Genomic DNA, 21,309 nt, shown 5'->3' on the forward strand with positions numbered 1-21,309 from the left:
GTCAGCGGTCCCAGCCGCCCAGCAGACCCCGCAGGCACCGCGCCGCGAGCTCCGCGGGGCAGCCCGGGCCCGTGACGTCCGCGTCCGACTCCGCCCACACCTCCAGGGCGATCCGGATCGCGTCGGTCGCCGCGGCGGCCGCGACGCGGACCTCCAGCGGCCGCACCCCCTCGCCCGCGAGCTCCGCGACGACGGGCCGCAGCCGTTCCTCCGACTCCTGGTTCACGCGGTACCAGACCGCGCGCAGCGCCGGGTCGCCGGCGGCCGCGCGGAGCAGCCCGCGGACCTGCCGCAGCCCGGCCGCGGCGGCCTCGTCCCGGGCGGCGAGCGCCTCGGCGATCGCGCCCCGAAGGGCCTCGGGAAGTGCCACGCCCGGTTCGCTCCCCGCCAGTAGCGCACGCCACCGTTCCCCGCCGACGGCGAGCAGCGGGCCCACCGCGTCCTGCTTGGTGCGGAAGTACCGGTAGAAGGTGCGCAGCGCCACCCCGGCCCGGCCCGCGATGGCCTCGGCCGTGGTGCCGTCGGTCCCGTGCGCGGTGAAGAGCTCGGCCGCGGCGTGCGCGATCTCCAGCTGGGTGGCCAGCTTGCGGCGCTCCGTGAGGGAGAGGGGCGGGGTCGGCGACTGATTGCTCACGCGCCGAAGCCTACGCCGACCGCGCCAGAAAGGCATGAACAGGCAATGTGGCACAACGTGCCACCTAGGCGTACCGTGTATTGGGAAAGCACCACAGTCGCGAGAGCGGGAGTACGCCATGCAGAGCGCCACGCAGACCCTGAACCGTTACGAGGGGCGCCGCGCCCTGGTCACCGGCGGTGGCTCCGGCATCGGCCAGGCGACCGTCCTGCGCATGCTGGCCGAGGGCGGCAGCGTCGTCGCCGCCGACGTCAGCGAGGACGGCCTCAAGGACACCGCGACCAAGGCGGGAGCGAACGCGGAGCGCCTCACCACCGTGGTCGTGAACATCGCCGAAGAGGCCTCGGTCCGCGCGGGCGTCGCCTCCGCCACGGCCGCGCTCGGCGGTCTGGACGTCCTCGTCAACGCCGCGGGCATCCTGCGCTCCTCGCACGCCCACGAGACCACCCTCGACGCCTTCAACCAGGTCATAGGCGTCAACCTCACCGGCACCTTCCTGATGATCCGGGAGGCGATCCCCGCCCTGCTCGAGGGCGACAACGCCGCCGTCGTGAACTTCAGCTCCACGTCCGCGATGTTCGCCCACCCGTACATGGCGGCGTACGCGGCGAGCAAGGGCGGCATCCAGTCCATGACGCACGCGCTGGCCGCCGAGTACGGCAAGCAGGGCATCCGCTTCACCGCCGTGCAGCCCGGCTCCATCTCCTCCGGCATGACGGACGGCTCCGGCGCCAGCAGGCAGAGCGTCGGCCCTGGCCTGCCCGAGGACGCCGACATGAGCCTGTTCGTGAAGCTCGCGCCCGCCCTCGGCCAGGGCTTCGCGGGCCCTGAGACCGTCGCCTCCGTCGTCGCCATGCTCGCCTCGGACGACGGCCGCTTCATCACCGGCACGGAGATCCGCATCGACGGCGGCACGCACTTCTGACGGCCGGACCCCGAGCAGGCCTCAGTCGGCCATGAAGCGGTCCCACAGCTTCGGGTACCGCTCCGCGAGCACCGCCTCGTTCTCGAGGTCGAACGGGGTGCCCTCCGGTTCGGCGGGGGCGGGCGGGATGCCGAGGTCCGGGGTGTCGAGGCCGGTGAGCTGCTCGTACGCCTCGTCCGCGGCGTAGCCGAGCTCCTCGCCGTCCCCGTCGAGCTCCTCGTCGAACTCGTCCAGGAGGTCGGCGAGCGCGTCCGGGTCGTGCACCGCGCCCTCGTAGACCGCCCTGCCCTGCCCGATCAGCCAGCACCGGAAGTAGTCGAAGGCGTCGTCGCTCGCGCCGCCGAGCAGCACCGAGGCCGCGCCCCACAGATCCCAGCGGTAGGCGCGGTTGTAGCGGGCCTCGAAGTGACGGGCGAAGTCGAGGACCGAGTCCGGGTCGGACTGCAGCAGTCTCTCGACGAGCAGCTCGGCGTGGTCCTCGGGGTCGCCGTCGGCGGCCTCGCGGGTGCTGTCCACGATCTCCCAGAACTCCGTCTCGTCCATCACGGGTCCAGCATCGGTCCTGGGGAGTGGGGGCGCACGCGGAGTGCGCCGGAATGCGGCTGTGTCGTTATGCGCGCACATGCCCGTGGAAAGACCGACAGGAGATGTCCCCTTTTGGTGGCAGCCTCGCGGGCATGGACACCACCCAGACCCTGACCGGGAAGATCGCCCTCGTCGCGGGCGCCACCCGCGGCGCCGGCCGCGCCATGGCCGTGGAGCTCGGCCGCGCCGGAGCCACCGTGTACGTGACGGGCCGCACCACCCGCGAGCACGCCAGCGAGAGCGGCCGGACCACCGAGACCATCGAGGAGACCGCCGAACTCGTCGACGCGGCCGGCGGCAAGGGCGTCGCCGTGCCCACCGACCACCTGGAGCCGCAGCAGGTGAAGGCCCTCGCCGACCGGATCGACGAGGAACAGGGCCGCCTGGACATCCTCGTCAACGACATCTGGGGCGGCGACATCCACGTCGAGTGGGACAAGAAGATGTGGGAGCACGACCTCGACAAGGGGCTGCGCATCCTCCGCCTCGGCATCGAGACCCACATCGTCACCAGCCGGTACGCGCTGCCGCTCCTCATCAGGAACCCCGGCGGCCTCGTCGTCGAGGTCACCGACGGCACCGCGGAGTACAACGGCCCCCACTACCGCAAGCCCTTCTACTACGACCTCGCCAAGGCCGCCCCGCTGCGCATGGCGCGCGACCTCGCCGAGGAGGTCGAGGAGTACGGCTGCACGGCGCTCTGTCTGACCCCCGGCTGGCTGCGCTCCGAAGCGATGCTCGACACCCATTTCAAGGTGACGGAGGAGAACTGGCTCGCGGGCTGCGAGCAGAACCCGCACTTCGCGATCTCCGAGACGCCGACGTTCGTCGGCCGGGCCCTCGTCGCGCTCGCCGCCGACCCCGAGGTGGCCCGCCACAACGGCGCGTCGCTCTCCAGCGGCGGCCTCGCCAAGGAGTACGGCTTCACGGACGTGGACGGCTCGCGGCCCGACGCCTGGCGGTACATCACGGAGGTCGACCAGGAGAGCCCCACGGCGGACGTCACCGGCTACCGGTAGGGCCTCGGCAGGAGAGCGTCAGCGGTAGAGCGCCGCCGCACGCGCCGCGGCGTCCGCGAAGCGGGCGCGCAGGCTCGGCGGCTCCAGCACCTCCACCTCCGGGCCGAGCGCCATGAGCTGCGTGTACGCCACGTCCTCGTTCTCGACGGGCAGGGTGACCGTCACCCGGCCCGCCGCGTCCGGCTCGCCCGCCGACTCCATCCCCTCGCGGGCGACGACGCGGTCGGTGGCGTACGGCAGCTGCCGCACGCCAGCCTCGGAGAGCCGCACCACGACCTCGGCCCGCAGGATCGCCCGCGCGAACTGCGCCGCCCGCTCCTCCCAGAACCCCGGCAGGTCGAACTCCTCGTCCCGCACGAACCGCTCCTCACCGGCCTCCACCGCGGTGAACCGGTCGATGCGGTACACGCGGTACGTCCCGGAGTCCGGCACCCGCGCGCACAAGTACCAGACGCCCGCCTTGAGCACGAGGCCGTACGGCTCCAACTCCCGCTCCACCTCGGCCTCCTGGCGGCGGTAGCGGGCCGTCACGCACCGGTCGTCCCAGACCGCGTCCGCCACCGCGGGCAGCAGCTCCGGGGCGGGCGTCTCCTTGAACCAGCCCGGCGCGTCCAGGTGGAACCGCTGCGAGGCGTTCTGCGAGGCGTCCCGCAGCGACGGCATGAGCGCCGCCGACACCTTGAGCCGGGCCGCGGACGCCGCGTCCGCGAGCCCCATCTCGCGCAGCGCGCCCGGCACCCCGGAGAGGAAGAGCGCCTCGGCCTCGCTGCGGCCGAGCCCGGTCAGGCGGGTGCGGTAGCCGCCGACCAGCCGGTAGCCGCCGGTGCGCCCCCGGTCCGCGTAGACGGGCACGCCCGCCTCGGACAGCGCCTGCGCGTCGCGCGTGATGGTCCGCTCGGACACCTCGAGCTCCGCGGCCAGCTCGGCGGCCGTCATGGAGGGCCGTGCCTGGAGCAGGAGCACCATCTTGATGAGGCGGGCAGCGCGCATGGGTCCATGATGCCGCCCACGCAAACACCCGCCCGCCCGTTCACCGCGAAGCGGGCGAACGGGCGGGCGGGCGGGGGACATCCGCCGCGAAGCGGCGGGTCAGTACTCCCGAAGACTCACAGACCGTACTTGGCCCGTGCCTCCTTCACCGCGGACGCGGGCACCTCGCCGCGGCGGGCGAGCTGCGCCAGCGCGGCGACGACGATCGACTCGGCGTCGACACCGAAGTGGCGGCGCGCGGCCTCACGCGTGTCGGAGAGGCCGAAGCCGTCCGCGCCGAGCGAGGAGTAGTCCTGCTCGACCCACTGCGCGATCTGGTCGGGGACCTGACGCATGTAGTCGGAGACGGCGAGCACGGGGCCCTGCGCACCCTCAAGTGCCTTGCGCACGTAGGGGACGCGCTCCTCGCCGCGCAGCAGCGCCTCGTCCGCCTCCAGGGCGTCTCGGCGCAGCTCGGTCCAGGACGTCGCGGACCACACGTCGGCGGCCACGCCCCACTCCTCGGCGAGCATCTTCTGGGCCTTGAGGGTCCAGTGGATGGCCGTGCCGGAGCCGAGCAGCTGGATGCGCGCGGCGTTGGCGGCGGGGGAGAGGCCCGCGGACTCCGCCGTGTTGAAGCGGTAGAGGCCGCGCACGATGCCCTCGTCGACACCCGCGGGCTTCGCGGGCTGCGGCATGGGCTCGTTGTAGACGGTGAGGTAGTAGAAGACGTTCTGGTCCTCGCCGGGGGCCGCCTCACCGTACATGCGGCGCAGGCCGTCCTTGACGATCGCCGCGATCTCGTACGCGAACGCCGGGTCGTACGTCAGCGCGGCCGGGTTCGTCGCGGCGATCACCGGCGAGTGACCGTCCGCGTGCTGCAGACCCTCACCCGTCAGCGTCGTACGGCCCGCGGTGGCGCCGACGAGGAAGCCGCGGCCGAGCTGGTCGCCGAGCTGCCACATCTGGTCGGCCGTGCGCTGCCAGCCGAACATCGAGTAGAAGATGTAGAAGGGGATCATCGCTTCGCCGTGCGTCGCGTACGACGTGGACGCGGCGATGAAGTCCGCCATCGAACCGGCCTCGGTGATCCCCTCGTTGAGGATCTGGCCGTCCTTGGCCTCCTTGTAGTACATCAGCTGGTCGCGGTCGACCGGCTCGTACGTCTGGCCCTTCGGCGAGTAGATGCCGAGCGACGGGAAGAGCGACTCCATGCCGAAGGTGCGCGCCTCGTCGGGGACGATCGGCACCCAGCGCTTGCCGGTCTGCTTGTCGCGTACGAGATCCTTGACCAGGCGTACGAACGCCATGGTCGTCGCCACCGACTGCGAGCCGGAGCCCTTGTCGAAGGAGGCGAACGTCTTGTCCGCGGCGGCGGGCAGCGGGGCCAGCGGCTGCGTGCGGCGGGCCGGGGCCGGGCCGCCGAGGGCCGCGCGGCGCTCCTGGAGGTAGCGGACCTCGGGGGAGTCGGCGCCGGGGTGGCCGTAGGGCACCTGGCCGTCGACGAAGGCGCTGTCGGGGATCGGCAGCCCCAGCAGGTCCCGCATGTCCTTGAACTCGTCCACCGTCAGCTTCTTCATCTGGTGGTTGGCGTTCTTGGACTCGAAGCCCTTGCCGAGCGTGAAGCCCTTGACCGTCTGCGCGAGGATCACGGTCGGCGCGCCCTTGTGGGTGAGCGCCGCACGGTAGGCCGCGTACACCTTGCGGGCCTCGTGGCCGCCGCGCGAGAGGTGGAAGCACTCGCTGATCTTGTCGTCCGTGAGCAGCTTGCCCAGCTCGACGAGCGCGGGCTCGGAGCCGAAGAAGTGCTCGCGGATGTAGGCGGCGTCGCGCGTCGCGTACGTCTGGAACTGCGCGTCCGGCACCTCGCGGAGGCGGCGGACCAGGGCACCCGTGGTGTCGAGCTGGAACAGCTCGTCCCAGGCGTTGCCCCACAGGACCTTGATGACGTTCCAGCCGGCGCCGCGGAACTGCGCCTCCAGCTCCTGCACCACGCGGAAGTTGGCGCGGACCGGGCCGTCGAGGCGCTGCAGGTTGCAGTTGATGACGTAGGTGAGGTTGTCGAGACCCTCACGCGCGGCCAGTGCGAGGGCCGCCGTCGACTCGGGCTCGTCCATCTCGCCGTCACCCAGGAACGCCCACACGTGCGAGGCGGAGACGTCCTTGATGCCGCGGTTGGTGAGGTACCGGTTGAAGCGTGCCTGGTAGATGGCGGAGAGCGGGCCCAGACCCATGGAGACGGTCGGGAACTCCCACAGCCAGGGCAGGCGGCGCGGGTGCGGGTACGACGGGAGGCCGTTGCCGCCGGCCTCCTGGCGGAAGTTGTCGAGCTGCGCCTCGTTCAGGCGGCCGTCGAGGAAGGCGCGGGCGTAGATGCCCGGGGAGGCGTGGCCCTGGATGTAGAGCTGGTCACCGGAGCCGGGGGCGTCCTGGGATTCCTTGCCCTTGAAGAAGTGGTTGAAGCCGGTCTCGTACAGCCAGGCGGCGGACGCGAAGGTCGCTATGTGGCCGCCGACGCCGTGCTTCGAACCGCGGGTGACCATCGCGGCCGCGTTCCAGCGGTTCCACGCGGTGATCTTCCGCTCCATCTCCTCGTCACCGTCGATGGACGGCTCCGCGGAGGTGGGGATCGTGTTGACGTAGTCGGTCTCGAGGAGCTTGGGCAGCGCCAGGCCCGCGCCCTCGGCACGCTCCAGCGTGCGGCGCATCAGGTACGCGGCACGGTGCGGCCCGGCCGCCTGAGTAACGGCGTCCAGGGAGGCCTGCCATTCGGCGGTCTCCTCGGGGTCGCGGTCCGGGAGCTGGTCGAGCTCGCTCGGCTGGATTGCGGAGGGGTCGGTCATTGCGCCGCCTTCCTGAGTCGGAGGGGGTCCCCTGTTTCGGTAAGGGGTGGGGGTGCCCGATGTCTTTGGCAGGACAGGGCGTGAGGCTCTGGTGCGGAATCGTTTGTGTGGCTCCGCCACAGGGCCATCGACGACTGTAAGCCCGTGATCGATGATCGATCAAAGCGTTGAGCGAAAAACTTCCCCAGATCGCGAAAGTCGGCATCCGGTGCCAGCAAAGCGGGCACGCGGTGCCTTCGATTTGAAGGGTTTACGCAGGTGGGAGCACGTCTGCGGACCGGCGCCCACGGATGAGCGCGGGCTCAGGCCCGCGGCGCGCAGCCGAGCACGTGCGCCTTCACCAGGTCGGCGATGGCGGGGTCGCGGCGGCGGAAGGCGGAGACCAGTTCCTCGTGCTCCTCCGCGTACGACTGCTGGACCGTGCCCAGCCAGCGGATGGACAGCGCCGTGAAGACCTCGATGCCGAGCCCCTCCCAGGTGTGCAGGAGGACGGAGTTGTCCGCGGCCCGCACCAGCTCCCGGTGGAAGGCGACGGTGTGCCGCACCTGCCCGGTGCCGTCCGACGCGCGGTCCGCCTCGTAGAGGGCCGCGACGTGGGGCTCCAGGGCCGAGCAGTCCGCGGCGAGCCGCTCCGCCGCCAGCTCGGCCGCGATGGCCTCGAGACCGGCCCGGACGGGGTAGCTCTCCTCCAGGTCGGCGGCCGTCAGATTGCGTACGCGTACACCCTTGTTGGGCGCCGATTCGATGAGCCGCAGCGTCTCCAGCTCGCGCAGCGCCTCGCGGACCGGGGTCTGCGAGACCTCCAGCTCCACCGCGATCCGGCGCTCCACGATGCGCTCGCCCGGCTTCCAGCGCCCGCTGACGATCCCCTCCACGATGTGCTCGCGGATCTGTTCGCGCAGCGAGTGAACGACGGGCGCGGTCATGAGAGCTCCTCCGGCAGGGGCTGCGGGCCCCAAGGGCGTGTGACCCCTAGACAATACGGCGACGCCCCCGCCCGGATAACTCCGGACGGGGGCGTACGCGCTGATGAGACGAGTGTTACAGCCTCACGCGGAGGGCGGACTACAGGCCGAGCTCGACCTCGAACTCGCCCGCCTCCAGGATCGCCTTGACCGCGGTCAGATAGCGGGCGGCGTCGGCGCCGTCCACCAGACGGTGGTCGTAGGAGAGCGACAGGTACGTCATGTCACGGACGGCGATGGTCTCGCCGAGGTCCGGGTGGTTGATGACGACCGGACGCTTCACCGTGGCACCGATGCCGAGGATCGCGGCCTGGTTCGGCGGCACGATGACCGTGTCGAACAGGGCGCCGCGCGAACCGGTGTTGGAGATCGTGAAGGTGGCGCCGGACATGTCGTCCGGGGTGAGGCCACCGCCACGGGCCTTGCCGGCCAGCTCGGCGGTCTTCTTGGAGATACCGGCGATGTTCAGGTCGCCCGCACCCTTGATGACCGGCGTCATCAGACCCTTCTCGGCGTCCACGGCGATGCCGATGTTCTCCGAGTCGAAGTACGTGATGGTGCCTTCGTCGTCGTTGATCCGGGCGTTGATGACCGGGTGGGCCTTCAGCGCCTGGGCGGCGGCCTTGACGAAGAACGGCATCGGCGAGAGCTTGACGCCCTCACGGGCCGCGAAGGAGTCCTTCGCCTTGGCGCGCAGCTTCATCAGCTTGGTGATGTCGACCTCGACGACCGAGGTCAGCTGGGCCTGCGAGTGCAGCGCCTTCATCATGTTGTCGCCGATGACCTTGCGCATGCGGGTCATCTTGACGGTCTGGCCGCGGAGCGGGGAGACCTCCAGAGCCGGGGCCTTCGGCGCGGCGGCCGGCGCGGCGGCGGCCGGAGCCGGAGCCGACTTCTTGGCCTCGGCGGCGGCGATGACGTCCTGCTTGCGGATGCGACCGCCGACACCGGAACCGGTGACCTCGGAGAGGTTCACGCCGTTCTCGGAGGCGAGCTTACGGACCAGCGGGGTCACGTAGGCACCGTCGTCGGCCGGGGTGGCCTGCGCCGGGGCGGCCGGCGCGGCCGGGGCCGGCTGGGCGGGCTTGGCCGGGGCCGGAGCCTGAGCCGCGGGCTGGGCCGGAGCGGCCGGGGCCTGGGCGGCGGGCTGCGCGGGAGCCGGGGCGGCCTCCTGCTTCGGGGCCTCCTGCTGCGCGGGGGCGGCCGGGGCCTCCTCCTTGGCCGGGGCCGGAGCGGCACCGGGCGCACCGATGACGGCGAGCTTGGCGCCGACCTCGGCGGTCTCGTCCTCACCGACGACGATCTCGAGCAGCACGCCCGCGACCGGCGAGGGGATCTCGGTGTCGACCTTGTCCGTCGAGACCTCCAGGAGGGGCTCGTCGGCCGCGACCTCCTCGCCGACCTCCTTCAGCCAGCGGGTGACGGTGCCCTCGGTGACGGACTCGCCGAGCGCGGGCAGGGTGACCTCGGTGCCCTCGGCGGCGCCGCCGCCGGACGGGGCGGGGGCCTCCTGCTTCGGGGCCTCCTCCTGCGCGGGGGCGGCCGGGGCCTCCTCCTGGGCAGGGGCGGCCGGGGCCTCGGCCTGCGCCGGGGCGGCCGAACCGCCCGCGTCGCCCGAGCCGTCGTCGATGACGGCGAGCTCGGCGCCGACCTCGACGGTCTCGTCCTCGGCGACCTTGATGGACGCCAGGATGCCGGCGGCCGGGGAGGGGATCTCGGTGTCGACCTTGTCGGTCGAGACCTCGAGCAGCGGCTCGTCGGCCTCGACGCGCTCGCCCTCGGCCTTCAGCCAACGGGTGACAGTGCCCTCGGTGACGCTCTCGCCGAGCGCCGGAAGGGATACGGAAACCGCCATGGTTTCAGTTGCTCCTTACGAAAATTGCGGAAAGTCTGGTCGTCGCGCCGGAGTGACCGAAGGTCAGTCGTGGGAGTGCAGCGGCTTGCCCGCCAGTGCCAGGTGGGCCTCGCCGAGCGCCTCGTTCTGCGTCGGGTGGGCGTGGATGAGCTGGGCGACCTCGGCCGGCAGCGCCTCCCAGTTGTAGATCAGCTGGGCTTCGCCGACCTGCTCACCCATGCGGTCGCCGACCATGTGGACGCCGACCACGGCACCGTCCTTGACCTGGACGAGCTTGATCTCGCCCGCGGTCTTCAGGATCTTGCTCTTGCCGTTGCCCGCGAGGTTGTACTTGAGGGCGACGACCTTGTCCGCGCCGTAGATCTCCTTGGCCTTGGCCTCGGTGATGCCCACGGAGGCGACCTCGGGGTGGCAGTACGTCACCCGGGGCACGCCGTCGTAGTCGACCGGGACGGTCTTGAGGCCGGCCAGGCGCTCCGCCACCAGCATGCCCTCGGCGAAGCCGACGTGCGCGAGCTGGAGGGTCGGCACCAGGTCGCCCACGGCCGAGATGGTCGGGACGTTGGTCTGCATGTACTCGTCGACGAGGACGTAGCCGCGGTCCATCGCGACGCCCTGCTCCTCGTAGCCGAGGCCCTGCGAGACCGGGCCGCGGCCGATGGCGACCAGGAGGACCTCGGCCTCGAAGGTCTTGCCGTCGGCGAGGGTGACGCGCACGCCGTTCTCGGTGTACTCGGCCTTCTCGAAGAACGTGCCGAGGTTGAATTTGATGCCGCGCTTGCGGAAGGCGCGCTCAAGAAGCTTGGAGCTGTTCTCGTCCTCGACGGGCACGAGGTGCTTGAGGCCCTCGATGACCGTGACGTCGGTCCCGAAGGACTTCCACGCCGAGGCGAACTCGACGCCGATGACGCCGCCGCCCAGGATGATCGCGGACTCCGGGACGCGGTCCAGGGTCAGCGCGTGGTCCGAGGAGATGATGCGGTTGCCGTCGATCTCCAGGCCCGGCAGCGACTTCGGCACGGAGCCGGTCGCGAGGAGCACGTGACGGCCCTGGACGCGCTGGCCGTTCACATCCACCGAGGTCGGCGACGAGAGCTTGCCCTCGCCCTCGATGTACGTCACCTTGCGGGAGGCGACGAGGCCCTGCAGGCCCTTGTACAGGCCGGAGATCACGTCGTCCTTGTACTTGTGGACGGCCGCGATGTCGATGCCCTCGAAGGTGGCCTTCACGCCGAACTGGTCGGCCTCGCGCGCCTGGTCGGCGATCTCGCCGGCGTGCAGCAGCGCCTTCGTGGGGATGCAGCCGTTGTGCAGGCAGGTGCCGCCGAGCTTGTTCTTCTCGATCAGGGCGACGTCCAGGCCCAGCTGCGCTCCGCGCAGCGCCGCGGCGTAACCGCCGCTACCACCGCCGAGGATCACTAGGTCGAAAACGGTGCTGGCGTCGTTCGCCACGTCACGTCCTCCATGCATGTGCGCCGGACGCCGGACCCCTTTTCGCTGGGGACGACCGGTCGGTCGGCTGGTATTCGGCCGCTCTTGTTTCGGCCCTTTGGTGGGGGCCCTGTCCTGCCGAGAACCCATCTTCGCACTTGTCGCCGACAGACGGGACGCCGGGCCAGGCTGTGAGACGTCGGATCGACCGTCTCCAGGGCCTTGTGTTGCGTACGAACGTACGGATTTCGTTCAGGGCGAAATCGCCGAGGGCCCCGGACACCAGACGGGTCCGGGGCCCTCGGCACGTACGGATCAGCCCAGGTCGCCCGCGGCGGTGTGCTCGGCGAGCCGGACCAGGGTGCGGACCGCGGAGCCGGTGCCGCCCTTGGGGGTGTAGCCGTAGGGGGCGCCCTCGTGGAAGGCCGGGCCCGCGATGTCCAGGTGGGCCCAGGTGATGCCCTCGCCGACGAACTCCTGGAGGAAGAGGCCGGCGACCAGGCCGCCGCCCATGCGCTCGCCCATGTTGGCGATGTCGGCGGTGGGGGAGTCCATGCCCTTGCGCAGGTCGGCGGGGAGCGGCATCGGCCAGGAGGGCTCGCCGACCTCCTCGGCGATCTCGTGGACCGACGTACGGAAGGCGTCGTCGTTCGACATGATGCCGAAGGTGCGGTTGCCGAGCGCCATCATCATGGCGCCGGTCAGCGTCGCCACGTCGACGATCGCGTCGGGCTCCTCCTCGGAGGCCTTGGCGATCGCGTCGGCGAGGACCAGGCGGCCCTCGGCGTCGGTGTTGAGGACCTCGACGGTCTTGCCGCTGTACATGCGCAGGACGTCGCCGGGGCGGGTCGCGGAGCCGGACGGCATGTTCTCGGCGAGCGCCAGCCAGCCGGTGACGTTCACCTCGAGGCCGAGGCGCGCGGCGGCGACGACGGCGGCGAAGACCGCGGCGGCACCGGCCATGTCGCACTTCATGGTCTCGTTGTGACCGGCGGGCTTCAGCGAGATGCCGCCCGAGTCGTACGTGATGCCCTTGCCGACGTAGGCGAGGTGCTTCTTCGCCTTGGAGTGCGTGTACGACAGCTTCACCAGGCGCGGCGGGGCGTCCGAGCCCGCGCCGACGCCGAGGATGCCGCCGTAGCCGCCCTTGGCGAGGGCCTTCTCGTCGAGCACCTGGACCTTGATGCCGTGCTCCTTGGCCGCGGCCTGGGCGACGGCGGCGAAGGCCTCGGGGCTGAGGTCGTTCGGCGGGGTGTTGACCAGGTCGCGGGCGCGGTTCAGCTCCTGGGCGACGGCGGTGGCGCGCTCGATCGCGGCCTTGTACGCCTTGTCGCGGGGCTTGGCGCCGAGCAGCACGGCCTCGGCCAGCGGGGCCTTGGCGTCCTTGCCGTTCTTCTTCGTGGCCTTGGTGTCGGCCTGGTCCTTGTACGCGTCGAAGGAGTACGAGCCGAGGAGGGCACCCTCCGCGACGGCGCCGGCGTCGTCGGCGTCCTCGAAGGGCAGCGCGAACGCGGCCTTCTTCGCACCGGTCAGCGCGCGGGCGGCGGCACCCGCGGCGCGGCGCAGCGCGTCCGTGCCGTACGTCTCGTCCTTCTCCGGGACCCCGCCGAGACCGACCGCGACGACGACCGGCGCCTTGAAACCGGACGGCGCGGGGAGCTTCGTCACCTCGCCCTCACCGCCCGAGGCGCCGAGGGTCTCCAGGACGGACGCGAGCTTGCCGTCGTACGCCTTGTCCACGGCCTCGGCGCCGGGGGCGACGACCAGGCCCCCCTTGGATCCAGCGCCCTTCGCGACACCGACGACGATCGCGTCGGCGCGCAGGCCGGTCGCGGCGGCGGTGCTGAGAGTCAGAGCAGTCACGGTGGTGAGGTCCTCTTTCAGTGAGTTTCGTCGGGCTGTGGGGTGGTGAGCCCGTCGCGAGCCTACGCCCGTGAGCGCTGCGGTGCGCCTCACTGTGTGTGTTCGGCGCGGTGCCGACTCGGAGCGGGGCGGTGTCAGCCGAGGGCGAGAACGACCAGGGCGCCGGTCGCCGCCGTCTCCGCGAGGCCGCCGAACACGTCTCCCGTGACCCCGCCGAACCGTCGTACGCAGTGCCGGAGCAGCAACTCCGCGGCGCCGAGCGCGAGGACGACGGCCGCCGCGCCCCGCACGGCGTCGGCCGTCCCGAGCGGCAGTCCGGCGGCCGCCGCCCCGCACGCGACGACGGCGGCGACGGCCCACGCGCGGCCGCGCGGAACCACCCCGGCGACGGCGGCGCCGAGCCCCTCGGGGCGGGCCGGCGGCACCCCGTCGCGGGCGGCCAGGGTCATGGCGACGCGCGCGGTGGTCGCCGAGACGACGGCGGCGACGGCGCCGCGGGCCCACGAGGCCTCGTACAGCTGGAAGAACACGGCGACCTGGGCGAGCAGCACGAAGAGCAGGGTGATGACGCCGAAGGGGCCGATGTCGGACTGCTTCATGATGCGCAGCGCGTCGTCGGCGGGCTTGGCGCTGCCGAGGCCGTCGGCGGTGTCGGCGAGGCCGTCCAGGTGCAGGCCGCGGGTGAGGGCGGCGGGGGTCGCGACGGTCGCGGTGGCGGCGAGGAGCGGCCCCGCGCCGAGCGCCGTCAGGACGCCGCCGGCGCCCGCGGTGCAGAGGCCGACCACCAGACCGGCGAGGGGCGCGCACTGCATGCCGCCGCGCGCGGCGCCGCGGTCCCAGCGGGTGACCCTGACGGGGAGCGCGGTGAGGGTGCCGAAGGCGAAGCGGACGCCGTCGGACAGGGGGGTTCTTGGCACCGGCGAAGGTTACCCGGGGGTGCCGCCCCGCCGGTCGGCACCCGGGTGCGGTGCGGTCGGCGGCCGCCGAGGATGGGGGCATGAACGACTGGTGGTACCGGAACGTCGTCGAGCCGGGGAAGCTGCCGCTGCTGCTCGCGCTGCTCTCCTTCGTGGCGTCGTTCCTGGTCACCAGGACCATCACGCGGCTGATCCGGGCGGGCAAGGGGCCGTTCCGGAACATCCGCACGGGCGACGTGCACGTCCACCACGTCGTGCCGGGGATCTTCCTCATGCTGGTCGGCGGGTTCTGGGCGGTGGCGGCGGGACGGCACGGCGCGGGACCGCTGTACGCCGCCGTCATCTTCGGGCTCGGCGCGGGCCTCGTGCTCGACGAGTTCGCGCTGATCCTCCACCTCGACGACGTGTACTGGAGCGAGCAGGGCCGCAAGAGCGTGGAGGTCGTGATGCTCACGGCCGCCCTGGTCGTCCTCGTGCTCACCGGCTTCACACCGCTCGGCGTCAACGACCTGGCGCCCGTCGAGCGGCAGAACCGCGCCCTGTTCGCGCTGAACGTCGGCGTCAACTGCGCCTTCGCCGTGATCGCGCTCCTCAAGGGCAAGCTGCGCACGGCCCTGATCGGCATGGTGGTCCCGTTCGTCGCGCTGGTCGGCGCGGTCCGCCTCGCCCGGCCGGGGTCGGCGTGGGCGCGGCGCTTCTACCGCAACCGGCACCGGGCACGCGCGCGTGCGGGGCTGCGGGCCTTCCACCACGACCGCCGCTGGTCCGGTCCGCGCCGCAGGCTTCAGGACTGGATCGGCGGCTTCACGCCGGGCCCCTCGCCCTCCGAGCCCGACCCGCCGGAGCGGGTGCCGCCGCGCCGGTGACGTACCGCCGAGAGCGCGCACAGCACGACCACCGCGGCGATGGCGGCCAGGTGCTCCTTGCCGGCGAGATTGTTCTTGACCAGCACCTCCACGACCATCAGGGCGGTGACCAGGGCCGCCGTGAAGTACGCCCGGTAGCGCCAGCACACGAAGACGGCGAGGCCGACCACGGCCGCCGACGGGCCGGTGTCGACGACCCGCGCGTCGGACGCGGGGAGCCCGAAGGGGTTTCCGGGACCCCACTCGATGCCCACGCGCGCGTAGAGCGTGCCGGCGAGTGTGGCCGCGTACGCGATGACGAGCGTCCGCCACCGGCCCAGGCAGATCTCCGCGATCCCGAAGACGATCAGGAGCTGCGCGAGCGCGCCCCACACCGGCAGGTCGAGGGCGGGCACGAAGAGGGAGAGCGGGGTGCGGAGCAGGGCCAGCCAGAGCGGGTCCTCGGCACGCACGCAGCCGATGTTCTGGACGAACTGATAGCCCCAGGGCTGGTTCTGCACGTACTGGAAGAGTGCCGTGAGACAGACGGCCGCCAGCGTCATGGGAACGGCCCGCCACCGCCGGGCGGCCAGCGCGTCGCGCACGGTGGAGAAGAGCGGCCCCCACTCGGCGCGTGCGGAGCGGGCCAGGGCACTCATCGTCTCGACTCCAGATGTTTGCGGTGCAGCCACTTCGGGAGCCCCGGCGCTTCGAGGAACCCCTCCGCCCGGGCGGCCGCGATGCCGATGCGCGGCAGATCGGAGCTCGTCTCGAAGAGGAGGAAGCGGGGCTCCCAGATCGGCCGGTACTTCGCGTTGGCCCGGTAGAGGGACTCGATCTGCCACCACCGCGAGAAGAAGCTGAGCAGCGACCGCCACAGGCGAAGGACCGGGCCCGCGCCGAGCCGCGCGCCGCGTTCGAAGACCGACCTGAACATCGCGAAGTTCAGCGACACCTGAGTGATCTTGATCTCGGGGGCGTACTGCAGGAGTTCGATGACCATGAACTCCATCAGGCCGTTCTCGGAGTCGCGGTCACGCCGCATCAGGTCGAGGGAGAGCCCGTGCGGCCCCCACGGGACGAAGGAGAGCACCGCCCGCAACACGCCGTCGCCGTCCCGGCATTCGAGCATCACGCACCGCCCGTCCGCAGGATCGCCCAGCCGCCCGAGAGCCATGGAGAAGCCGCGCTCGGTCGCTCCGTCGCGCCAGTCGTCCGCACGCTCCAGGAGGGTCGCCATCTCGTCCGCGGGGATGTCCTCGTGCCGGCGGATGCGGACCGTGTACCCGGCGCGCTTCACGCGGTTGTACGCCTGCCGGACGGTCCGCATGGCCCGCCCCTCAAGGGTGAAGTCGGCGATTTCCACGATGGCTTCGTCGCCCAGCTCCAGGGCGTCGAGGCCGTGCCGCGCGTAGATCGTGCCCGCCTCCTCGCTCGCGCCCATCACGGCGGGGATCCAGCCGTGCTCGCGGGCCTCGGCGAGCCACGGCCCGATCGCGCCGGGCCAGGCCTCCGGATCGCCGATGGGATCGCCGGAGGCCAGCGAGACACCGCCGACGACGCGGTACGCGACCGCCGCCTTGCCGGTCGGGGACCACACGACGCTCTTCTCGCGGCGCAGCGAGAAGTACCCGAGGGAGTCCCGGTCGCCGTGCCGGTCGAGCAGCGCGCGCAGCCTCTCCTCGTCGTCCTCGGTGAGCGGGTCCACGGCCCTGCGGGAGCGGAACGCCGCGTACAGCACCGCGCAGACCAGCAGCGCGCTGAGGACGTTGATGACGACGTCGACCCAGCCGGGCGTGGCGATGCCCTCGAAGCGCCGGTCGTCGGCGGCCAGCGAGACGAGGCGCATGGTGCCGTAGCGCCAGCGTTCAAGGAAGGTCGAACGGTGGTCGTCGTGGGCGTGGTTGGTGACGGTGACCAGCAGCGCCGCGAGCAGCGAGGTGACCAGGAGCCCGCCGACGGCGACGGCCGACGCCAGCTTCGGGTTGGCGCGGTCGCCCTTGGCGTAGAACTCGCGGCGGCCGGCGACCAGGGCCGCGACGAACGCGGCGGTCAGGGCCAGGGAGATCCAGTTCTGCGCGTGCCGGCGGATCTCCGGGAAGACCATCGCGAAGGCGAAGAGCAGCAGGAAGAGGCCGCCGAGCACGAGGTTGAGGATCCACGCCGCGCGTTTGCGGCGCCGCATGGTGATCGCCAGGAACAGCGTGAACGCCCCGGAGGCGAAGCCCGCGGTCAGCATGTACGGGGTGAAGTAGTCCTCCGTGTTGTGCTGCCGCAGGTCCTGCCCGAGGGACACCCAGACCGCGCTCAGGAAGTTGATGAAGGCGACGGCCCGGAGGTACCAGACCGCGAACCCCGCGGCGCGGCGCTGTATGACGGTGCGTGACTTCTGCCGTCCGGTGACGGCCTGTTCGGCTCCCTGCTCATCTCCCATGAAAAGGGATCATATGGGCAAGATCGGTGCGGTCTCCTCCGCCGCCGGGCGCCTAGGCGGTGGGCGGCACCGAAGGTTCCGCTTCGCTCTCCGCCGCGTTGCCCGTTTCGGCCCCCGTCTCGTCCTCCGTCTTGTCCTCTGCGGCGGCGGGCCGCTCGGGGAGCTCCGCCGAGAGCGCCGCGGCGGCCTGCACCAGCGGCAGGGCCAGGAGCGCTCCGGCGCCCTCGCCGACCTTGACCCCGTGCGTCAGGAGCGGTTCGAGCGCCATCCGGTCGAGCGCCTTGGCCTGGGCCGGCTCCCCGCTGTCGTGCCCCGCAAGCCACCAGTCCGGCGCCCGGAAGGCCACCCGCTGGGCGACCAGCGCCGCGGCCGACGCCACGACGCCGTCGAGGATCACCGGCGTACGCCGTACCGCGCACTGCAACAGGAAGCCCGTCATCGCCGCCACGTCCGCGCCGCCCACCGCGGCGAGCAGCTCCAGCTGGTCGCCGAGCACGGGCCGGGCCCGCCGCAGCGCGTCCCGCACCGCCGCGCACTTGCGCATCCACGCCAGGTCGTCGATGGGCTCGCCGCCCCGCCCCGTCACCACGGACGCGTCGGTCCCGCACAGCGCGGCGACCAGCGTCGCTGCGGGCGTCGTACCGCCCACGCTCACATCGCCGAGCACGACCAGATCGGTGCCGGAGTCCGCCTCCTCGTCGGCGACGGCCATGCCCGCGCGCAGCGCCTGCTCCGCCTCCTCGACGGTCAGCGCGTCCTCGATGTCGATACGCCCCGAGCCGCGCCGCACCCGGTGTCCCGCGACCTCGGCGGGCAGCTCGCCCGGGTCGCAGTCGAGCGCCATGTCGACGACGCGGACGGGCACGTCGAGGCGGCGGGCGAGGATCGCCGCCGGGCTCTCGCCGGCCAGTACGGAACGCACGAGATCGGCGGTGCTCCCGGCGGGCCGCGCGGAGACGCCGAGTTCGGCGACCCCGTGGTCGCCCGCGAACAGCACCACGCGCGGCCGCTCGACCGGCCGAACCGGCACCGACGACTGGGCCGCCGCGAGCCACTCGCCGAGTTCGTCGAGGCGGCCCAGTGAGCCGGGCGGCACGGTCTGCCGCTCCCTGCGTTCCTCGGCGTCGCGGCGGACCCCGCCGTCGGGCCGCTCGATCAGGTCGGTGAAGTCGTCGAGATTCAGCGAGCTCATTCGCCGAACAGTACCGGGAGCGGCGGCGGTGCCGCTCGAACGCCCCTGCGGTCGGCGCGATGCGTAGCGTCACTACTTGTGGGGGAGTGTCCCTTTACGTTCCCGTTTGTATCGGCTTCCTCCAGGAGTACGACCATGACCACGGATGCCGCCCGACAGGTCGCCGCCCGGCGCCCCGTCTACCTCGCCGAACTCGCCCAGGGCACCGAGCGGTTCCACGAGCCCCGCCGCACCGACTGCCCCTGGTGCGGCTCCGGGCGGCTGCGGACGAGGCTGCGCACCACCGACCTCATCCAGCGCAAGCCGGGCAGCTTCCGGGTCGACCGGTGCGGCGACTGCGGCCACTGCTTCCAGAACCCCCGCCTCACCGCCGAGGGCCGGGACTTCTACCGCAGGGACCTGCGCGGCAGGCAGCTGCTCGGCGCGGCCGCGTGGGCGGGCACGAAGCGCCGTCTCGCCGGCGTCCGCGCGGTGCGGGCCTTCGACGAGCCCGAGTGCTGGCTCGACATCGACACCGGCGCCGCACACTTCCCGGCCCTGGCCAAGCAGGTCCTGCCGTACACGTCCTTCGACGGCATCGACCGGGGACGCGGCGTCGCGGAGGGCGTGCGGCGCGGCCGCATCGAGGAGGGCCACCGGGGCACGCTAACGGGGCTCGCGGGCTCCCTCGCCGGCCGCTACGACGCGATGAGCATGTTCCACTGCCTGCAACGCGGCCCGGACCCCCGCGCGGAACTCAGAGCCGCGAGAACCGTGCTGCGCCCCGGCGGCCACCTCCTGATCGAGGCCACCGACCCCGAGTGCCGCTACGCCGGGCTGCTCGGCAGATGGTGGATCTCGTACGGCCAGCCACAGCACCTGCACCTCATGCCGCTCGCCAACCTCCGGCGGGAACTGGAGCGGCTCGGCTTCACGGTCGTCGCCGTCGAGCGGCGCGCGGCGCACGTACCGGTCGACCTGAGCGCGGCGGTCGCGCTCTTCCTCACCGCCCGCCTCCCCGAGCCCGACGTCCCGTGGCGCGCCAGACCCGCCTCCCCGCTCCAGCTGACGCTGCGGCGGGCCGCACGGTGGGCGTCCGTCCCGCCCGTGGCACTCGCCCGAGCCCTCGACGTACTCCTGTCGCCCCTGCTCACCCGCGTCGGCTTCGCCAACACCTACCGGGTCGTCGCGCGCCGGGGCGCGGCGTAGGCGTCAGCCGCGCAAGGTGAGGGCCTGGCCCGCCACGACGAGCAGCACGTGCTCGCACTCGGCGGCGAACGCCGTGTTGAGGCGGCCCAGTTCGTCGCGGTAGCGGCGGCCCGACGCGGTCGCGGGGACGATCCCGGAGCCGACCTCGTTCGAGACGGCGACGACCGTGCGCCGGGTGGCCCGCACCGCCGCCGCGAGCTCGGCGACCCGGTCCCGCAGCGCCCGCTCCCCGCCGCCCGCCCACTCGGCGTCGTCCCACGCCTTCACCTCGTCCATGACGTGGGTCAGCCACAGCGACAGGCAGTCGATGAGCAGCGGCGGCCCGTCCTGCGCGAGCAGCGGCACCAGGTCGCAGGTCTCGGCGGTCCGCCAGGAGCCGGGGCGCCGCTCGCGGTGCAGGCTCACCCGCCGGGCCCACTCGGAGTCACCGCTCCTGGTCCCGCCGGTCGCCACGTACAGCACGTCGGGGAAGGCCTCCAGGCGCCGCTCGGCCTCCACCGACTTGCCCGACCGCGCGCCGCCCAGGACGAGGGTGCGGCGCGGCACGTCAGGGACGTCCTCGTAGGCGCCGACCACCAGCGTCGAGCCGTCCGGCACGGCCCGCGCCCCCACGGCGGCGAGCCGGCGCGCCAGCTCGCCGCCCGGCGGCGCCTCGTGGCCGATGTGCACCGCGATCACGTCGGTGGTGGGACCGACGGCCCCGGCCGCACGCAGCCGGGCGAGCCCGTCGGGACGCCCGAGGACATCGCCGACGACCATCTCGTACGTCACCTGCCAGCCGTTCCCGTTCCCGTTCCCGTCGGCGAGCCCCGCGGGCGCCCCGCCCGGCGGCAGATACAGCAGCCGCTCCCCGTCCGGCCCCGCCACCTCGTACCCGGTGCCGGGCGCGTCCAGCGCCACCGCACGCACCCGGTGCCCGGTGAGCAGCGCCAGCTCCCGCCCGTCCGCGACCCGCCCGGGCTGCGGCAGCCCCGCGGGGACCTCGACGGGGGGCCCGTCGTGCGGGTGGGAGAGCAGCACCTGACGGACTCCGCCGAGCGAGTGCCCGGCCCTGGCCGCCGCGAAGGCCGCTCCGGGGGTGAGGTCGAGGAGCAGTACGCCGTCCACGAGGAGCGCGGTCGCGGCACGCGCCGCGTCGCCGAGCGCGGTCGCGCAGGCCGCGCAGGGGCAGTCGGGGAGGGGCAGTCCACCGGGGGCGCCGGTGCCGAGCAGAGTCAGTTCCACACGAAGATCCTCCCGCGTCGGGTCGAGCGCCGCGCGCCCGGCTAGGCTTCAAGCGGATTCAGGCGGTTCCACACCGCCACGGGACCTCGGGAGGCTGACATGGCGGCATGGACGTGGCTGTTCGAGAAGGCGGACGGGACGGAGGTCCAGCCCGCGGTGCAGCCCGAGGAGTTCACCACGCAGGGCGACGCGGAGTCCTGGGTCGGTGAGTACTGGAAGGAACTCGCCGAGGGCGGCGCCGACCAGGTGACCCTCTTCGAGGACACGAACAAGATCTACGGCCCGATGAGCCTGCACATGGAGGCCGAGGGGGAGGACGCGGAGGCCTCGGCCTAGGCCCCGGCCCCCGGGTACGGGAGGAAGCGGCGCCGCGATTCGGGCGCCGCCTCCGACGGGGGCGCGCTTCCCGGCCCCGGTGGG

The 21,309-nt window shown here is 72.6% G+C and carries 18 protein-coding genes; 5 read left to right on the top strand and 13 right to left on the bottom strand.

Translation table 11 applies throughout. The annotated features are described in order from the left end of the window. Position 1: 1 nt before the first annotated feature. Positions 2-670: a TetR family transcriptional regulator gene (locus tag ACZ7LU_RS28660; protein WP_471918411.1), complete on the bottom strand. Its 669-nt coding sequence runs from the start codon at positions 668-670 to the stop codon at positions 2-4. Between the two features lie 82 nt (positions 671-752). On the opposite strand from ACZ7LU_RS28660, the gene ACZ7LU_RS28665 reads away from it, so the two are divergent. Further along, positions 753-1,559 carry an SDR family NAD(P)-dependent oxidoreductase gene (locus tag ACZ7LU_RS28665; protein WP_471918412.1) on the top strand — a complete coding sequence of 269 codons (807 nt, stop codon included), beginning with the start codon at positions 753-755 and terminating at the stop codon, positions 1,557-1,559. A gap of 21 nt (positions 1,560-1,580) precedes the next feature. On the opposite strand, the gene ACZ7LU_RS28670 is transcribed toward ACZ7LU_RS28665, so the two are convergent. Then, a complete protein-coding gene (locus tag ACZ7LU_RS28670) occupies positions 1,581-2,102 on the bottom strand; it encodes a DUF4240 domain-containing protein (protein ID WP_471918602.1) in 522 nt (173 codons plus the stop codon). Positions 2,103-2,236: 134 nt separating this feature from the next. On the opposite strand from ACZ7LU_RS28670, the gene ACZ7LU_RS28675 reads away from it, so the two are divergent. Beyond that, positions 2,237-3,163 carry an SDR family oxidoreductase gene (locus tag ACZ7LU_RS28675; RefSeq protein WP_471918413.1) on the top strand — a complete coding sequence of 309 codons (927 nt, stop codon included), beginning with the start codon at positions 2,237-2,239 and terminating at the stop codon, positions 3,161-3,163. A gap of 18 nt (positions 3,164-3,181) precedes the next feature. Here the strand turns inward: ACZ7LU_RS28675 and ACZ7LU_RS28680 are convergent, their stop codons facing one another. The 7 genes from ACZ7LU_RS28680 to ACZ7LU_RS28710 all read right to left on the bottom strand — a co-directional run bounded on the left by ACZ7LU_RS28680 (position 3,182) and on the right by ACZ7LU_RS28710 (position 14,006). Further along, entirely contained in the window at positions 3,182-4,153 is a 972-nt protein-coding gene (locus ACZ7LU_RS28680; RefSeq protein WP_471918414.1) for a helix-turn-helix transcriptional regulator, read from the bottom strand. Between the two features lie 116 nt (positions 4,154-4,269). Continuing rightward, positions 4,270-6,975, bottom strand: a complete 2,706-nt coding sequence (gene aceE, locus ACZ7LU_RS28685) for a pyruvate dehydrogenase (acetyl-transferring), homodimeric type (RefSeq protein ID WP_398296940.1) — start codon at positions 6,973-6,975, stop codon at positions 4,270-4,272. Between the two features lie 302 nt (positions 6,976-7,277). After that, a complete protein-coding gene (locus ACZ7LU_RS28690) occupies positions 7,278-7,901 on the bottom strand; it encodes a GntR family transcriptional regulator (RefSeq protein WP_398296938.1) in 624 nt (207 codons plus the stop codon). A 139-nt stretch (positions 7,902-8,040) separates the two neighbouring features. Beyond that, positions 8,041-9,795, bottom strand: a complete 1,755-nt coding sequence (gene sucB / locus ACZ7LU_RS28695; protein WP_471918415.1) for a 2-oxoglutarate dehydrogenase, E2 component, dihydrolipoamide succinyltransferase — start codon at positions 9,793-9,795, stop codon at positions 8,041-8,043. Between the two features lie 63 nt (positions 9,796-9,858). After that, the gene (lpdA, locus tag ACZ7LU_RS28700) at positions 9,859-11,247 is read right to left on the bottom strand and encodes a dihydrolipoyl dehydrogenase (RefSeq protein ID WP_398296934.1); all 1,389 of its coding nucleotides are present in this window, start codon (positions 11,245-11,247) and stop codon (positions 9,859-9,861) included. Positions 11,248-11,541: 294 nt separating this feature from the next. Continuing rightward, positions 11,542-13,089, bottom strand: a complete 1,548-nt coding sequence (locus ACZ7LU_RS28705; RefSeq protein ID WP_471918416.1) for a leucyl aminopeptidase — start codon at positions 13,087-13,089, stop codon at positions 11,542-11,544. 134 nt (positions 13,090-13,223) lie between these two features. Further along, positions 13,224-14,006, bottom strand: coding sequence for an adenosylcobinamide-GDP ribazoletransferase (locus tag ACZ7LU_RS28710; RefSeq protein WP_471918417.1), 783 nt, complete (start codon positions 14,004-14,006; stop codon positions 13,224-13,226). Between the two features lie 80 nt (positions 14,007-14,086). Between ACZ7LU_RS28710 and ACZ7LU_RS28715 the strand changes: the two genes are divergently transcribed. Beyond that, positions 14,087-14,872, top strand: coding sequence for a hypothetical protein (locus tag ACZ7LU_RS28715; RefSeq protein WP_471918418.1), 786 nt, complete (start codon positions 14,087-14,089; stop codon positions 14,870-14,872). Here the strand turns inward: ACZ7LU_RS28715 and ACZ7LU_RS28720 are convergent. Genes ACZ7LU_RS28720 through cobT form a run of 3 tightly spaced genes read right to left on the bottom strand, consistent with a single transcriptional unit; the run spans position 14,791 to position 18,477 of the window. Further along, the gene (locus tag ACZ7LU_RS28720) at positions 14,791-15,510 is read right to left on the bottom strand and encodes a hypothetical protein (RefSeq protein WP_468083521.1); all 720 of its coding nucleotides are present in this window, start codon (positions 15,508-15,510) and stop codon (positions 14,791-14,793) included. The genes ACZ7LU_RS28715 and ACZ7LU_RS28720 overlap by 82 nt on opposite strands. After that, a complete protein-coding gene (locus tag ACZ7LU_RS28725) occupies positions 15,507-17,285 on the bottom strand; it encodes a phosphatidylglycerol lysyltransferase domain-containing protein (RefSeq protein ID WP_471918419.1) in 1,779 nt (592 codons plus the stop codon). The genes ACZ7LU_RS28720 and ACZ7LU_RS28725 overlap by 4 nt, the downstream gene beginning before the upstream one ends. Before the next feature lie 52 nt (positions 17,286-17,337). After that, positions 17,338-18,477 (bottom strand): nicotinate-nucleotide--dimethylbenzimidazole phosphoribosyltransferase, encoded by a 1,140-nt coding sequence (gene cobT / locus ACZ7LU_RS28730; protein ID WP_471918420.1) that lies wholly within the window; start codon positions 18,475-18,477, stop codon positions 17,338-17,340. Positions 18,478-18,612: 135 nt separating this feature from the next. Here cobT and ACZ7LU_RS28735 point away from each other — a divergent pair, with 135 nt between their 5' ends. After that, on the top strand, positions 18,613-19,665 hold the full coding sequence (locus ACZ7LU_RS28735) for a class I SAM-dependent methyltransferase (protein ID WP_471918421.1): 1,053 nt from the start codon (positions 18,613-18,615) through the stop codon (positions 19,663-19,665). Between the two features lie 3 nt (positions 19,666-19,668). Here ACZ7LU_RS28735 and ACZ7LU_RS28740 read toward each other — a convergent pair whose 3' ends face one another. Beyond that, on the bottom strand, positions 19,669-20,889 hold the full coding sequence (locus ACZ7LU_RS28740; protein ID WP_471918422.1) for a bifunctional adenosylcobinamide kinase/adenosylcobinamide-phosphate guanylyltransferase: 1,221 nt from the start codon (positions 20,887-20,889) through the stop codon (positions 19,669-19,671). A gap of 99 nt (positions 20,890-20,988) precedes the next feature. Between ACZ7LU_RS28740 and ACZ7LU_RS28745 the strand changes: the two genes are divergently transcribed. Then, a complete protein-coding gene (locus ACZ7LU_RS28745) occupies positions 20,989-21,225 on the top strand; it encodes a hypothetical protein (RefSeq protein WP_398296916.1) in 237 nt (78 codons plus the stop codon). The last annotated feature ends 84 nt before the right edge of the window (positions 21,226-21,309 follow it).

The organism is Streptomyces sp. NPDC039462 (assembly GCF_055639375.1).